At 62.6% G+C, this 12126-nt stretch carries 17 protein-coding genes, 1 tRNA gene and 1 pseudogene; 16 read left to right on the top strand and 3 right to left on the bottom strand.

Annotated features, from left to right (window positions below):
• Nucleotides 1-30: 30 nt before the first annotated feature.
• Complete coding sequence (locus AC6LJY_RS21735) at nucleotides 31-669, top strand: hypothetical protein (protein ID WP_498136722.1); 639 nt, start codon at nucleotides 31-33, stop codon at nucleotides 667-669.
• Between the two features lie 182 nt (nucleotides 670-851).
• Here AC6LJY_RS21735 and AC6LJY_RS21730 read toward each other — a convergent pair whose 3' ends face one another.
• The gene (locus AC6LJY_RS21730; RefSeq protein WP_498136721.1) at nucleotides 852-1451 is read right to left on the bottom strand and encodes a toxin YdaT family protein; all 600 of its coding nucleotides are present in this window, start codon (nucleotides 1449-1451) and stop codon (nucleotides 852-854) included.
• 57 nt (nucleotides 1452-1508) lie between these two features.
• Here AC6LJY_RS21730 and AC6LJY_RS21725 point away from each other — a divergent pair, with 57 nt between their 5' ends.
• Nucleotides 1509-1706: a hypothetical protein gene (locus tag AC6LJY_RS21725; RefSeq protein WP_498136720.1), complete on the top strand. Its 198-nt coding sequence runs from the start codon at nucleotides 1509-1511 to the stop codon at nucleotides 1704-1706.
• Between the two features lie 134 nt (nucleotides 1707-1840).
• On the opposite strand, the gene AC6LJY_RS21720 is transcribed toward AC6LJY_RS21725, so the two are convergent.
• The gene (locus AC6LJY_RS21720) at nucleotides 1841-2110 is read right to left on the bottom strand and encodes a hypothetical protein (protein ID WP_498136719.1); all 270 of its coding nucleotides are present in this window, start codon (nucleotides 2108-2110) and stop codon (nucleotides 1841-1843) included.
• A 74-nt stretch (nucleotides 2111-2184) separates the two neighbouring features.
• On the opposite strand from AC6LJY_RS21720, the gene AC6LJY_RS21715 reads away from it, so the two are divergent.
• The 14 genes and pseudogenes from AC6LJY_RS21715 to AC6LJY_RS21650 all read left to right on the top strand — a co-directional run bounded on the left by AC6LJY_RS21715 (nucleotide 2185) and on the right by AC6LJY_RS21650 (nucleotide 11792).
• The gene (locus AC6LJY_RS21715; protein ID WP_498136718.1) at nucleotides 2185-2616 is read left to right on the top strand and encodes a hypothetical protein; all 432 of its coding nucleotides are present in this window, start codon (nucleotides 2185-2187) and stop codon (nucleotides 2614-2616) included.
• A gap of 208 nt (nucleotides 2617-2824) precedes the next feature.
• Nucleotides 2825-3442: a DUF3251 domain-containing protein gene (locus tag AC6LJY_RS21710; protein ID WP_498136717.1), complete on the top strand. Its 618-nt coding sequence runs from the start codon at nucleotides 2825-2827 to the stop codon at nucleotides 3440-3442.
• Between the two features lie 131 nt (nucleotides 3443-3573).
• Nucleotides 3574-3939: a hypothetical protein gene (locus AC6LJY_RS21705; protein WP_498136716.1), complete on the top strand. Its 366-nt coding sequence runs from the start codon at nucleotides 3574-3576 to the stop codon at nucleotides 3937-3939.
• Nucleotides 3940-4122: 183 nt separating this feature from the next.
• Complete coding sequence (locus AC6LJY_RS21700; protein WP_498136715.1) at nucleotides 4123-4326, top strand: hypothetical protein; 204 nt, start codon at nucleotides 4123-4125, stop codon at nucleotides 4324-4326.
• Complete coding sequence (locus AC6LJY_RS21695) at nucleotides 4323-4478, top strand: hypothetical protein (protein WP_498136714.1); 156 nt, start codon at nucleotides 4323-4325, stop codon at nucleotides 4476-4478. Before AC6LJY_RS21700 ends, AC6LJY_RS21695 begins: the two co-directional genes overlap by 4 nt.
• A gap of 15 nt (nucleotides 4479-4493) precedes the next feature.
• The gene (locus tag AC6LJY_RS21690; RefSeq protein ID WP_498136713.1) at nucleotides 4494-5297 is read left to right on the top strand and encodes a RecB family exonuclease; all 804 of its coding nucleotides are present in this window, start codon (nucleotides 4494-4496) and stop codon (nucleotides 5295-5297) included.
• 3 nt (nucleotides 5298-5300) lie between these two features.
• Entirely contained in the window at nucleotides 5301-6473 is a 1173-nt protein-coding gene (locus AC6LJY_RS21685; protein WP_498136712.1) for a hypothetical protein, read from the top strand.
• 10 nt (nucleotides 6474-6483) lie between these two features.
• Nucleotides 6484-7386: pseudogene (locus tag AC6LJY_RS21680) on the top strand (recombination-associated protein RdgC); the annotation flags it as partial.
• Nucleotides 7375-7632 carry a DNA translocase FtsK gene (locus AC6LJY_RS21675; RefSeq protein WP_498136755.1) on the top strand — a complete coding sequence of 86 codons (258 nt, stop codon included), beginning with the start codon at nucleotides 7375-7377 and terminating at the stop codon, nucleotides 7630-7632. The pseudogene AC6LJY_RS21680 and the gene AC6LJY_RS21675, both read left to right, overlap by 12 nt.
• Nucleotides 7633-7641: 9 nt before the next feature.
• Entirely contained in the window at nucleotides 7642-9423 is a 1782-nt protein-coding gene (locus tag AC6LJY_RS21670) for an AAA family ATPase (protein ID WP_498136711.1), read from the top strand.
• Nucleotides 9420-9785 (top strand): hypothetical protein, encoded by a 366-nt coding sequence (locus AC6LJY_RS21665; RefSeq protein WP_498136710.1) that lies wholly within the window; start codon nucleotides 9420-9422, stop codon nucleotides 9783-9785. The genes AC6LJY_RS21670 and AC6LJY_RS21665 overlap by 4 nt, the downstream gene beginning before the upstream one ends.
• Nucleotides 9782-10282: a hypothetical protein gene (locus tag AC6LJY_RS21660; protein WP_498136709.1), complete on the top strand. Its 501-nt coding sequence runs from the start codon at nucleotides 9782-9784 to the stop codon at nucleotides 10280-10282. The genes AC6LJY_RS21665 and AC6LJY_RS21660 overlap by 4 nt, the downstream gene beginning before the upstream one ends.
• Complete coding sequence (locus tag AC6LJY_RS21655) at nucleotides 10283-10543, top strand: helix-turn-helix transcriptional regulator (protein ID WP_438859290.1); 261 nt, start codon at nucleotides 10283-10285, stop codon at nucleotides 10541-10543.
• A gap of 7 nt (nucleotides 10544-10550) precedes the next feature.
• Nucleotides 10551-11792 (top strand): tyrosine-type recombinase/integrase, encoded by a 1242-nt coding sequence (locus AC6LJY_RS21650; protein ID WP_498136708.1) that lies wholly within the window; start codon nucleotides 10551-10553, stop codon nucleotides 11790-11792.
• Nucleotides 11793-11956: 164 nt separating this feature from the next.
• Here the strand turns inward: AC6LJY_RS21650 and AC6LJY_RS21645 are convergent.
• A tRNA-Val gene (locus AC6LJY_RS21645) sits at nucleotides 11957-12033 on the bottom strand.
• Nucleotides 12034-12126: the final 93 nt, after the last annotated feature.

Raw genomic sequence — 12126 nt, 5'->3', positions numbered from 1 at the left:
AATATGGCGCGATAAAAAGAGGGAATAAATATGACTGTCCGAATCGTGGCTACACGCCTCGTTATTGCCCTGCTGCTCAGCGTGGGCGGAGCCTTTTGCACGATTGGCATACTCACGGTTTTTTCTGCTGACAACACCGGAGCGTATGCACCCACCTCCAGCTCCGACCTTGCCGCATGGCTTCAGGCGGTGGGTTCGATGGCAGCAATCGGTGGAGCTTTCGTCCTGGGAAATTGGCAATCGCAAGTTTCCCGTAAGACCGCTCTCGAGCTTGAGCAAACCCGGGAAAACATGCGCGTCAAGGGCCTCGCAGGCATCTACACACATCTTCTGAAGCTGTCCTATAACACCCTCCATCTCACGCGCGATTCGACCCCGAAGGTTTTTCCGGATCAATGGAGGGCAATCAGCAGCTGGTTGCATACCGCCATTGAAGCCGCGACCCAGCTGCCACTTCACGATTTGGGAACGCCCGAGCGGATATTCTGCGCTGTTCGGATACGCGGCCTTGCCGTGGATACCTATACATTGGCCACCGCTGCCGCTGACAGGGCGCAGACTTTCAAGTCCGCCAGCTTGGGCGACGAGCCGGAACTCTGCAATGTGATTGAGCTGCACCTGGCAGAACTTGACAGCTTGCAGGAGGAGCACCTGGCGCTGTATCGCTAGAGTTCGTCCTGGGCGTTTATCGACCCTCTTTGCGCCGAAGGTGCGCGTATGGATTTCAGATATTGTGCCCGGGTCGGTCATATCCTCCAGAAATCGAGGGACCTCAGGGCTGGCATCCCGCATGCAAACTGCGCCACTGCCGGCGCCAGCGAACAAATGGAAGTGGTTGATCTCGGCGTGACTCATGACGGGTCCGCCTCTTTCGCAGGGACCTGCATGCCAGCGGCCACCATCTGCCGCTCCACCGTCGCGCGAGCTTGGCGCAGCGCAACGATGGATTCCGAAGTTTCGCGATGGGCCTGAATCAGTTCTTCCTTGGTCGCCTGGCCGTCGAGCAAGGCCGCAAGCGCGGCGCTTGCCTCGGCCTGCTCACGCAGGACGTTGGCCAACTGCCCGACACACAAGGTTTCGGCGCCTTCGGTAGCCAGCGTGCGCACGGCCAAGTTGAGCGGGCGCAAGAGGTCATCGACGCAATGCCGACGCCGATCATGCGGCATGGCCGCCAACACGGATGGCAGGAAATTCGCGGGGAGCAAGTTGTTTTCTTTGCTCTCATCGTCCAACCAACGCGACACCCGGTCGGCGTTGGCCTTCATCCGCGCGAACGCATCCTGTGTGGGCGGCTCGAATCGAATGCCGGTCACGGCCGGGCCGTTGCGGGCTTCGTGCGCCCGCACAATTGTCTCGACCATCGTCTCGCGGGACCAGTCGAGCGACTTGCGCCAAGCCGAGGTGTGATCGCGCAGGACGGCGATCAGGGTTTTGTGCGATTCATGTCGCATGCGTCAAATACTCCGGGAAGCTACATTCCCACCAGGCGAGCTGATGAAGGGGGCACGATGGGAATGAAGATAGAAGACAGGGCAGCCCAGGCCACGCTGACGCTGCTCAAAATTGCGAAGGAACTCGCCGAGTCGGTGGTGGGCGACGCGGACCAAGCGACAGTGCGCGCGGTGTTCGATCGGCTGTGCTACGAAGCTGACTTCCGTAGCGACTGCGTGGAGCCTGAAACGGCCCAGCCAGGGACGTTTCATTGAGTCTGCGGCGAGCGAATACCAACCCACGGTGCGGCTACCTGTTCGGCGCGGTGTCGGCCGGCGCCACGACCTCGAACAGCGGTTTGGGCAGCGCGGCCTGGCGGCCCGGCTGCGCGTTGATCGGTGAGGCGATTTCACGCATGGCGCACCCGGCGCGCGGCCTGCGATTCAGAGGGGTTGGAGTCCGGACATTTCTCCGCCACTGTCGGCGCTGCATCGGATCGTTCAAAGTAGTCATGCAGAGCTTGAACGGTATGCACGCGAGGATTTTTCACTTCCCCGTAGCGCAATTTGCGCACAGTGCTTTCCGGAACTCCGGACCCCTCAGCGACCGTGGGCAGATCTGGAAAACGAACGGCGCTCAGGCGAGCGAGTACGGAGGAAAGAAATGTCGGCTGGTTCATGCGCCGCATTTTCAACCCATATTTGGGTTGCGTCAACCCGCAAATGGTCCGAAAGGCGGGGCATAGTTCCAACTATGGGTAAAAAGTCTGCTGCCGAAATCGTCGGCGCCAACCTCGATCGTTTGATGACCGAAGCCGGCCTTTCCAACGTCACTTTGGAAAAGCGGCTCTCTCGTCGCGTCACAAAGTCCACGATCGGCCGTATGCGCAATGCCGAGTCGAGCGCCGGCATCGGCAACATTGAAGAAATCGCCCGTTCATTTGGGCTGGAAGCATGGCAATTTCTCATCCCAGACGCATCTTTAGCGAACAAGCCGCGTCTCACAGTATCTACACCTGCTGGCAATGCCCCCGCGCCGAGCGCCGCCGATGCTGAACTGTTGGCACTCTTTCATCAGCTTGATGAAACGTATCGCTCCTTGCTTTTGGCAGATGCCAAAAAATACCTGCAGGTACAGCAGCCAACTGTCAAAAGCGCCGGTGCCAAGAGGGCTAATGCGTCCTAGCATCCGCATGGTGTGGTCAGACGGGAAAAAAATTTGGCCTTAGTGCAACAAAATTGATCAAAACATGTGCAAATTGATGGCCTCCAGTGTTTTGTTCTGGCGTCTGGAGCTATCGCGGATGCGGCCTCCAAACCCATCAGTGCGCGCTGCGTCACTTGGCAAGGATTTACCCAATTTGGGACACAATAAACGGGAGTGCTAACAAACCATGAAACGAATCACCGCGGCAGCTGCTTTGGTAGGCGTCACTGCACTCCTCTCGGCCTGTAAGCCCGACGCTGAGACCGTAGCGGAACTCCAGTCGCTGCGAAACATCGCCACGGAACAGGGAAAAGCGCTCAACCAATTTGAGGCCGCTCGTTCCAAATTGACGGCTGATGTTGAGAAGCTGCAAAGCGAGGTGCTGAACCTGCAGTTCGAAAATGCTCTTCTCATTGGCGCCGGCAAAACTGCGACCCTTTCTGTGACCGAAAAGGGCTATAGCGTCGCTCAAATGGACATTGGCAGCGTCACACTCGCAGTCAAGGACGTTGCGCCCTACGCGAACGGCGTCAAAATCAAGCTCAACATCGGCAACCCAACATCAGCAACCTTTCCAGGTTTGAAGCTGGATGTTGTTTGGGCGAATGCGGCGCCGGGCACGAAGAACTACGACCCGAGCACGCGCCAGAGGAAAGAGATCAGTATCCCGGGCGAGATCAAGCCGGGGATGTGGAACACAGAAGAGATCGTGCTCTCGCCAGCCAAGCCCGATCAAATCGACTACTTGACCATCAAACCATCTGCCCCGAGCGTGATTCTTAGAACGCCTGCTGAGCGGAAGTAGGGACAAATTCGCCCCAGTCTGGGGCATATTTTTCCCAAAGGCGACCCATTTTTGGGTTGACTAACCCGTTTTTGGGTTGTAAATTTCCTGTCGTCGACCCACTTATGGGTCATCGATGACGATAGGAAGCCATGCTATCCCTCAATTCGGCACCCACGCCAGCAAGCCAGCAGGCCCGGGGCGAAACCAAAGACACCGTACTCCGGGTAAGGCAGCCCGAACTCACCGACGCTGACATCCTCAGCGTCCTCTGCGACCTGTTCGCCGGCCGCACCCAGGTCGCCTTCGGCGAAGACATTGATTGGTGGGCCGAAACTTTCCAATGCGACCTCGGCCCGAAGGCCGCATCAGGCGTGGCGCTCGTCGCGCTCAGCAAATGGCCCTTCGACCAGCGCGCCGGCGCACCTGGCGTGAAGGCATTGCAGGACGAGCTGCTGAAGCGCGCGCGCATGCTGATTGAGCGATCACTGCACGACATCGGCGAGGTAGTTCTCTGATGGCCGGCTTCCTCATCGTCGGCCTGGTCGTTCTCGCCACCGAACTGCGCGCGCTTTTCAAGCGCCGCAAGGGGCCGCGCAAATGATCGCCGCCCTCCTCCTTTGCTCCCTCGCCTACGCCATGGCGCGCGCCATCGATGCGTTCGCCGCCTATCGCCGCCGCACCGATCCGTGGGGACGCGCATGACCGCCGCCACGTTTTGGGTCCTGCTGGCATTTCTGCCGCCCGGCGGTGACCGGCCGCCCGTGATGGTTATCGAGCGCTTCACCAGCCAAGCCCAATGCCTCGACGTGCTTGCGGTGTTCCCGTTCGGCACCCGTATCGACTTCACCTGCATGCCCAGCCGGCAGATCCACGCCGGCGCCAGCCAGGAGACGCAGCAATGATCCGCCGCTTCCTTCGCGCCCTTGATCGCGACCATGCCGTTGCCGCGATCGCCGTGGTCTGCGCAGTCCTCGCCTACGGCTACGTGCAGCAGGCCGATGAAGCCGCCGCGCGCCAAGCACACACCACCACTGCGGCGAACGCCGCCAACTGACTCGGAGCCCCTGCTATGCACCAACGCATCATCCCTATCCGGGCGTCCAGCCTGGCCGAGCTTTTCGACTGCCCCGCCCGATGGGAAGCCAAGAACCTGCTGGGCATGCGCATGCCGTCATCCGGCGCGGCACGCCTTGGCACGGCCATCCACGCCGGCACGGCCGCTTTCGACCAGGCCACGCTCGACGGCAACCCCATTACCCCCGACGACGCCGCTGGCGAATTCGTGAAATCCCTGTACGGCACCGACGAGGAGGTCGATTGGGACGACGCAAGCCCGAAGGATGCCGAGCGCATCGGCCTGGCGCTGCACACGCGCTACTGCGCGCAGATCGCGCCGCATCAGGACTACGTCGCGGTGGAGCTGACGTGCGATCGCATGGAGATCACGGACCTCGGCATCGCGCTTACGGGCACGACTGACCGCGTCCGGCGCACCACCTGCGGGGAGCTGGGCATCGCCGACCTCAAGAGCGGCGCGCGCGCCGTAGGCTCGGACGGGACGGTCGCCACTGCCGGGCACGGCCCTCAGATGGGCGTCTACGAGATCCTCGCCCAGCACGCACTCGGCAAGCCCATCACCGCGCCCGCGCAAATCATCGGCTTGCAGACAGGTAAAACCGCCACCGCGCAGCGCATTGGTACCGGCGAGATCACCGGCGCCCGCGACGCGCTCGTCGGCGACGAAAGCAGCCCCGGCTTGCTCCAGCACGCCGCACGCCTCGTCCACAGCGGCAGCTTCTACGGCAACCCCAAATCCGTCCTCTGCTCGGGCAAGTACTGCCCGCGTCATCCCACATGCAAGTTCAAAGGCTAAACCATGACCCAGACCGCAACTATTCAGAACCTGCGCGCTGCACCGGAAACGCAAATGCCCATCGTGGCGCCCGGCTTCGGCAGTCTTCAGGGCTTCGAACTCATGCAGCGCGCGGCGCGCCTGCTGTCCAGTAGCACCCTTGTGCCCGTGGCTTATCGCCAGACGATCGAGAAACTGGACCGCTTCGGCAACGTCAAGGAAAGCCGCGAGAACCCGAACGCGCTGGCCAACTCCGTTGTCGCGCTGAACATGGCGCAGCGCATGGGCGCCGATCCGCTGATGGTGATGCAGAACCTGTACATCGTCGAAGGCCGGCCGTCCTGGTCCTCGCAGTGGATCATCGCCGCGATCAATGGTTGCGGCAGGTTCTCCCCTCTGCGCTTTCGCATCGAGAGCCGCGGCGAACGCGAGATTGAATACAAGTCGACCTATTGGGAGAACAACCAGCGGCACACCAAGGTCGAGAAGGTCAAGATCAACGACAAGGTTTGCGTTGCGTGGGCCATCGAGAAAGAAACCGGCGAGGTCATTGAGTCGCCGGCAGTGTCAATCGAGATGGCGGTGCTGGAAGGCTGGTACACGAAGAACGGCAGCAAGTGGCAGACCATGGACGAGGTCATGCTGCGCTATCGCACCGCATCCTTCTTCGGAAAGCTCTATGCGCCCGAATTGCTGATGGGCTTGCAGACGGTCGAAGAGGCACAGGACATCATCGAGGCAAGCACCGGTCCGGACGGCACGATCAGCGTGAACGTGGATGAGCTGCGCGGCAGCGCTGCGCCGGCCCAGCGCCAGCCGGCGGCCGCCGACGTCACTGACGTTGAATCCCGCGACACCAAGGCCGCCCAGGCCGCCCCGGACACGGCCCCGGCAAAGGCGCAGGCCGAGACTGATGACCCCGCGCAAACCGCAGCGCCGGACGTGACAACCAATGCGGATCCAACTGCCGGTGCCGGTGAAGACGACGGCGGTGAAGCCCTGGACCCAGCCAAGGTGGAGGAACAGTTGCGCGCGGCGAAGTCGCTTGACGTTCTGGACATCGCTGCCGACTACCTGCCTGGCATCGCGGACATTGAAGAGCGCGATCGCCTCAACCGGCTGTACCAGCAGCTACGCCTGTCCCTGACCAGCGCCCAGCAGCGCACCCCGCGCCGCCGCGTGGCCGCGCCGGAATAAGGGTGCCGACATGTTCAAGAACGCAAAAATCTACCGCATCACGTCCGCCGCGCCTTTCTGGAACCTTGACGAACTGAACGAAGCACTGGAGGCGCATGCGTATGTGCCCGCCGGCGAATTGCAGCGCCAGTCTATCGGGTGGGTGCCGCCACGCGAGGGCGCCGATCTGGCCCACGCGGTGAGCGGCAAGTTGCTGCTGACGCTGCGCGTTGAGGCAAAGTTGCTGCCGGGCAAGGCGATCGCCCAGGCGACCACCGCGCGTGCGCTGCAAATCGAACAGCAGCAAGGCTACAAGCCTGGCAAGAAGCAATTGAAGGAAATCCGCGAAGCGATCATCGACGAGAAACTGCCCACAGCCTTGACGCAGTACGACGATATCCGCCTGTGGATTGACACGATCGAACGCTGGCTGATCATCGACGCCAGCACGCCCGCGAAGGCCGACATCGTTATCGGGCTGCTGGCCAAGTGCGTCGACCCGTTCCCGATCGAAAACCTGTACGTGGCGCAATCGCCGGCATCCGCCATGACCGGCTGGCTGGCAGCCGACGAGCCGCCGACCAGTTTCAGCATCGACCAGGACGCCGAGTTGCGCTCATCTGGTGAAAGCGGCGCGGCCATCCGCTACGTGAAGCACTCCATCGACGCCGACGACGTGCGGCGCCACATTCAGTCCGGCAAGCAATGCACGCGCCTGGCCATGACTTGGTCGGATCGGATCTCGTTCGAACTGACCGAGGAACTGGATATCCGCAAGATCCGCCCGCTGGACTTGCTGAAAGAGAACCACCCCGCTCAAGACACGGATGCCGAGGTCTTCGATGCGGAATTTCTCCTCATGGCCGGCGAGATCGTCAAGCTGCTCGCCGAATTGGTCTACGCCCTCGGAGGCGAGAAGCAGATCCACGAATCAGCGGCAGCGGCGGCGCCTGGCCAGCTTGCGCTCGAGGGCGACGACGGTGACACCGACGACGCCGTCGACCCGCTTTACATGGACGCCGTCATGGTCGTGCGCAAGCTCCGCCGCGCATCCGTCTCCCTTGTTCAACGCCATCTGCGCATTGGCTACAACCGCGCCGCCCGTCTCCTTGAATCCATGGAAACGGCCGGTCTGGTGTCCGCCATGACGCCCACCGGCAGCCGCGAGCTGCGCGCATAAGGAGCAACCATGCGAATCAACCGAATCACCACTGAAAACTTCCAAGGCGCGCGCGCCGTGGACCTGGTGCTGCGCACGCCGGGCGCCTTGATCGCCGGTCCGAACGGCGCCGGCAAGTCCAGCATCGCCGAGGCTGTGCGCCTCGCGCTGTTGGGCACGCCCGAGCGCGTGGGGCTGAAGAAGGAATATGGCGCCCTGGTCAGCGATGGCGCGAAGCTTGGCGCCGTGACGTTGGATCTGGACGAAGGCGCCGTCGGCATCAGCCTGCCCAAAGGGTCTCAGTCGGGCGAAGCCCTGGTGCCCCAATCGCCCGCCCTGCCGTATGTCCTCGCGCCTGAGCGCTTCGCCGCGGCCAAGCCCGACGAACGCCGCAGCCTGCTGTTCGCGCTGACCGGGACCAACGTCAAGGCAGACGAAATCGAGCGCCGCTTGTTGGCGCGCGGCTGCGCCGCTCCGCTGGTCACCCAGATCAAGCCCATCCTGCGTACGGGCTTCGCCGGCGGCGCCGAATTTGCTAAGAACCAAGCGACCGAGGCCAAGGGTGCCTGGAAGGCCGCCGCCGGCGAACAATGGGGCAGCCAGAAGGCAGAAGGCTGGAAGGCGGAGATCCCGCCGTTCGACCAGGTCGCGTTGGACAAGGCGCGCGCCGACTTGGCCGCGCTGGACAGCCGTATTGACGCGACCGCGCAGTCCCTGGGCGCCCTGGAGCAAAAGGCTACGGCCTACGCGGTTGCCCGCGACCAGTTGGCGGCACGCCAAGCCAAGGCCGCCCAACTGCCGGCGCTGCGCCAGAAACTGGAGTTTGACCAGGCTGAGCATGCCAAGCTGGCCGAGCGAGTGGAAGATCTGCAGGCCAAGGCCGGATCGGGTCCGCGCGAAGGACTTGTCCATGAATTGGCCGATTGGCTGTTCTGCTCCCTGGAGTTCATCAACACCCAGGGCGGCGGCTTCGAAGGCCTCGACGCAGCTGAAGTATCGCTGGACAAGTATGTGAAGCAGTACGGTCCGATCGATGGCAAGGGTGACCCCGACGCATCGGCCGCCCTGCCCAAGGCCATCGAAGCCCGTGATCTGATGGCGCGCAGCGTCGAAAACGACCGGCGCGACATCGCTGCGGCCGAGGCGGCGGCCGAACAGTTGCAAGGAACGCCTGAAGCGGACGCGATCCAGCCGGCCGACGTGGAGGCCGTCCGCGCCAAGGTCACCGCGCTGCGCGCCGAACGCAAGGCAATCGACGAGCGCGTCCAGACGTTGCTTAACACCAAGCGGGCGGCAACCAGCGCCACCGAGCGCACCGCGAACGCCGCGCAGTACCACCAGGAAGTATTGGCCTGGTCCGCCATCGGCGACGCTCTGTCGCCCGACGGTATCCCGGGCGAGATCCTGGCCGAGGCGCTGCAGCCGGTAAACGACAAGCTGGCCGACCTGGCTGACCTGGCCGGCTGGCGAGTGCCCGAAATCGGTGCCGACATGGTCATCACGTTCGGTGGCCGCGCCTACCGCCTTTTGTCGGAATCTGAACGCTGGCGTGCAGACGCTCTCGTCGGCGCCGCGCTGGCCGAAATCTCCGGGCTGCGGTGCCTCATCTTGGACCGGTTCGACTGCCTGGATCTGCCCGGCCGCAGCGACGCTCTCGGATTGGTGGACGCCTTGGTGGCTGATGGTCGCATGGACACCGTCCTGGTGCTCGGCACGCTCAAGGCCGCGCCGGCAGCGCCGTCCGATGCATTCACGGTTCATTGGATCGAACAGGGCCACGCCGGCCAGGCCAAGCTCAAGGAGGCAGCATGACCCCGCCGCGCCACCAATCCCTCGAAATGCAGATCGCTCGCCGGCAGACAGCCGAGCATCTGCGCAAGGTCGGCGCGCCGGTGAAGGCGTCCACCACGGTGTTGCAAATGGCCGCGATGATTGCCGAACGCACCGGCTGGCCAGCGCCCGCGTCGGCACCAGCCGACCTCCTCGCTTTCCTCGAGCGGTTCCTGGACCTGTGCCGCGCCGGCGTCACCCCGCCGCCCTATCGGCCCGTCGTTCGGCGCCCGATGCAGTACGACCTCGCCATGCGCGAGGCCCTCACCCGCGCCGCCGCTGCGCAGCCGCACCTGACCACAGCCACAAGCAACGTTGTCACCTGGAGGGAATTGGCAGCATGAGCTTTTACACAACCATCGCGCGCCTGCGCGAGGCCACGCATTCGCATGTGCCCGGCGAAGCTCCAGATAGCTGCCGCGTGTCGCGTGAGGATCTCCGCATTGCCCTTTACGTCATCGATCGGCTGGAAGCCGATGCCCGCCAGACCGGCCTGTTGAGCCACGCCGCGATGGGTCGGGCGCCAGCGACGCCGGGCGCCGGCCCAAATTCCCGGCCCACCCTGGCCACGCCGACGCGACGTTCGCCACAGGTGCGCAATCTGATCGAAATCGTTGTGCCGTTTACCGCGTCCTTGGGGACTGCGGGCGAGCTTCATTTGCGGCACAGCGACGACTTTGGCGACAAAGCACACCTGTCGATCGACGTGGGGCACCCGCTCAATGGAGGCCAAGCCGGCGCGCCGTTATCGGTCGGCTCCATGCATCAGCTTACGGATGGCCTGATGGATTGCATCCAAGCCATCGAACGAAATATTCGACTCGAAAACAAGGACTTATAAATGGCACGCCAAGCTCAAGCACACGTTACCCGCGAGCCGGTGCAGGTAAAGCCGATTCATCCGGATGGGCTGTATCGCTGGCAGCACTTTGAGTTTCTCATTCCCTTTTCCCGCGAGACCTGGCGCCAGCGGATTTTGCAGGGACGCGCACCGCAGCCCGCATCCCAATCGCTGAACTGCACCGCATACCGTGGCGCCGACATCCTGGCATGGCTGGCCGACCCCGACGGCTATAAAGCCGTTCCCAAGAAATCGAGTTGAGGACGAAATGGCACGTCAAGTTGTACCGCTGACCGACCCCAAGTGCAGGCTGGCCAAATTCAATCCCGCCGGCGGCAACAAGCTGTTCGACGGCGGCGGCCTGTTCCTGGAACTACTCCGTTCTGGCGCCAAGAAGTGGCGTATGCGCTACCGCAACCCGGCGACGGGCAAGGAGAGCATGCTCACGTTCGGCGATTACCCTGCGGTGCCGCTGGCTCGCGCCCGGGCCGAGCGCGCGCGCGTCGATCAGTTGCTCGCTCAAGGTGAAGACCCGGTCGCCCAGCGGCAGGAAGAATCGCAGGCGCAGAAGGCGGCGGCCGACCGCCAGTTCCAGGCGGTAGCGGCGGAATTACTCAAGCTTCGGCGCCCGGCATGGAGTGACGGATATCACGCGCGGATCTCGAACACTCTCAAGAACGACGCCTATCCCTATTTCGGCACACACTCGGTGGACGAGATCCCCGGCAAGATGGTCTTGGATGCTGCCAAGCGCATTGAGGCCCGTGGAGCGCCCGATATGGCGGACCGATTCATCAGCGCCACGAGCATGGTCTTCCAGTACGCGGTGGGCACCGGCCGCGCGCCGGCTGATCCGACCCAAGGGCTAAAGCGCTTCCTCGATCCGCGCGCGCCAGTAAAGCACTTCCCGCATGTCAATGAGGCGAGCCTGGGCAAGCTGATCACCCGAGTCAGGAATTATCACGGCCGGCCCGAGACGCGCATCGCCATGCAGATCATGATGCACACCTTCCCGCGCACCAACGAACTGCGCTGGGCCGCTTGGACCGAGTTTCACACCGAGGACGCGCTGTGGCGGATTCCGGCCGGCCGAATGAAAGGGACGTTGATTGCCAAAGAAACAGGCGCTGACCACGTCATTCCGCTTTCGCGTCAGGTGCTGGCGCTGCTGACAGAGTTGGGCCAATACACGGGGCGTTATCGGCTGCTGTTTCCAGGGCTTCGGGATCCGGCCAACACGCCCATGAGCGCCGAGACCATAAACAAGGCGCTCAAGATCCTGGGCTTTGAGGGCGAGCAGACGGGCCATGGCTTTCGCGGCCTGGCGTCGACCATCATGAACGAGCGAAGCGGTGCGCGCGCGGAAGTGATCGAACGCCAGCTCGCGCACAAGGAACGCAATATGGTCCGCCGCGCTTATAACCACGCGGAGTATTTGGATGAGCGCCGGCAACTGATGCAGTGGTGGTCGGACTATCTTGATAGCTGCGCGGCCGACGCCGGGAAATGAGGAATTGGGGGCCTACCCTTATCCGATTAAGCCCTACCCTCATTCATACCCTTAAATCTGCTGGCACCCCTTGGCGACAGTTGGCGGGCAGAATGCAAAAAAGCCGCAAAGTCATAGACTTATGCGGCTTTCATGTCGGTGCGTGGCACCTCTTGCAAGTATTCTGGTAGGCGGTATTGGGTTCGAACCAACGACCTCCACGATGTCAACGTGGCGCTCTAACCAACTGAGCTAACCGCCTGCAAAGAAGAAGAATTATATAGTGCTTTTTTGAACCGTGCAAATCGTCTTTAATGATTTTTTGCAGTATTCATTGCGTGGTTTGGTTGGGGCT

It is taken from the genome of Achromobacter sp. RT286_PF, assembly GCF_059760425.1.
Note: the sequence above shows the minus strand (reverse complement) of the source record. Positions and strands in the feature narration are given on the sequence as shown.

Coding starts and splice junctions, on each gene's coding strand:
- AC6LJY_RS21735 (WP_498136722.1), top strand. CDS start 31: ATGACTGTCCGAATCGTGGCTACACGCCTCGTTATTGCCCTGCTGCTC.
- AC6LJY_RS21730 (WP_498136721.1), bottom strand. CDS start 1,451: ATGCGACATGAATCGCACAAAACCCTGATCGCCGTCCTGCGCGATCAC.
- AC6LJY_RS21725 (WP_498136720.1), top strand. CDS start 1,509: ATGGGAATGAAGATAGAAGACAGGGCAGCCCAGGCCACGCTGACGCTG.
- AC6LJY_RS21720 (WP_498136719.1), bottom strand. CDS start 2,110: ATGAACCAGCCGACATTTCTTTCCTCCGTACTCGCTCGCCTGAGCGCC.
- AC6LJY_RS21715 (WP_498136718.1), top strand. CDS start 2,185: ATGGGTAAAAAGTCTGCTGCCGAAATCGTCGGCGCCAACCTCGATCGT.
- AC6LJY_RS21710 (WP_498136717.1), top strand. CDS start 2,825: ATGAAACGAATCACCGCGGCAGCTGCTTTGGTAGGCGTCACTGCACTC.
- AC6LJY_RS21705 (WP_498136716.1), top strand. CDS start 3,574: ATGCTATCCCTCAATTCGGCACCCACGCCAGCAAGCCAGCAGGCCCGG.
- AC6LJY_RS21700 (WP_498136715.1), top strand. CDS start 4,123: ATGACCGCCGCCACGTTTTGGGTCCTGCTGGCATTTCTGCCGCCCGGC.
- AC6LJY_RS21695 (WP_498136714.1), top strand. CDS start 4,323: ATGATCCGCCGCTTCCTTCGCGCCCTTGATCGCGACCATGCCGTTGCC.
- AC6LJY_RS21690 (WP_498136713.1), top strand. CDS start 4,494: ATGCACCAACGCATCATCCCTATCCGGGCGTCCAGCCTGGCCGAGCTT.
- AC6LJY_RS21685 (WP_498136712.1), top strand. CDS start 5,301: ATGACCCAGACCGCAACTATTCAGAACCTGCGCGCTGCACCGGAAACG.
- AC6LJY_RS21670 (WP_498136711.1), top strand. CDS start 7,642: ATGCGAATCAACCGAATCACCACTGAAAACTTCCAAGGCGCGCGCGCC.
- AC6LJY_RS21665 (WP_498136710.1), top strand. CDS start 9,420: ATGACCCCGCCGCGCCACCAATCCCTCGAAATGCAGATCGCTCGCCGG.
- AC6LJY_RS21660 (WP_498136709.1), top strand. CDS start 9,782: ATGAGCTTTTACACAACCATCGCGCGCCTGCGCGAGGCCACGCATTCG.
- AC6LJY_RS21655 (WP_438859290.1), top strand. CDS start 10,283: ATGGCACGCCAAGCTCAAGCACACGTTACCCGCGAGCCGGTGCAGGTA.
- AC6LJY_RS21650 (WP_498136708.1), top strand. CDS start 10,551: ATGGCACGTCAAGTTGTACCGCTGACCGACCCCAAGTGCAGGCTGGCC.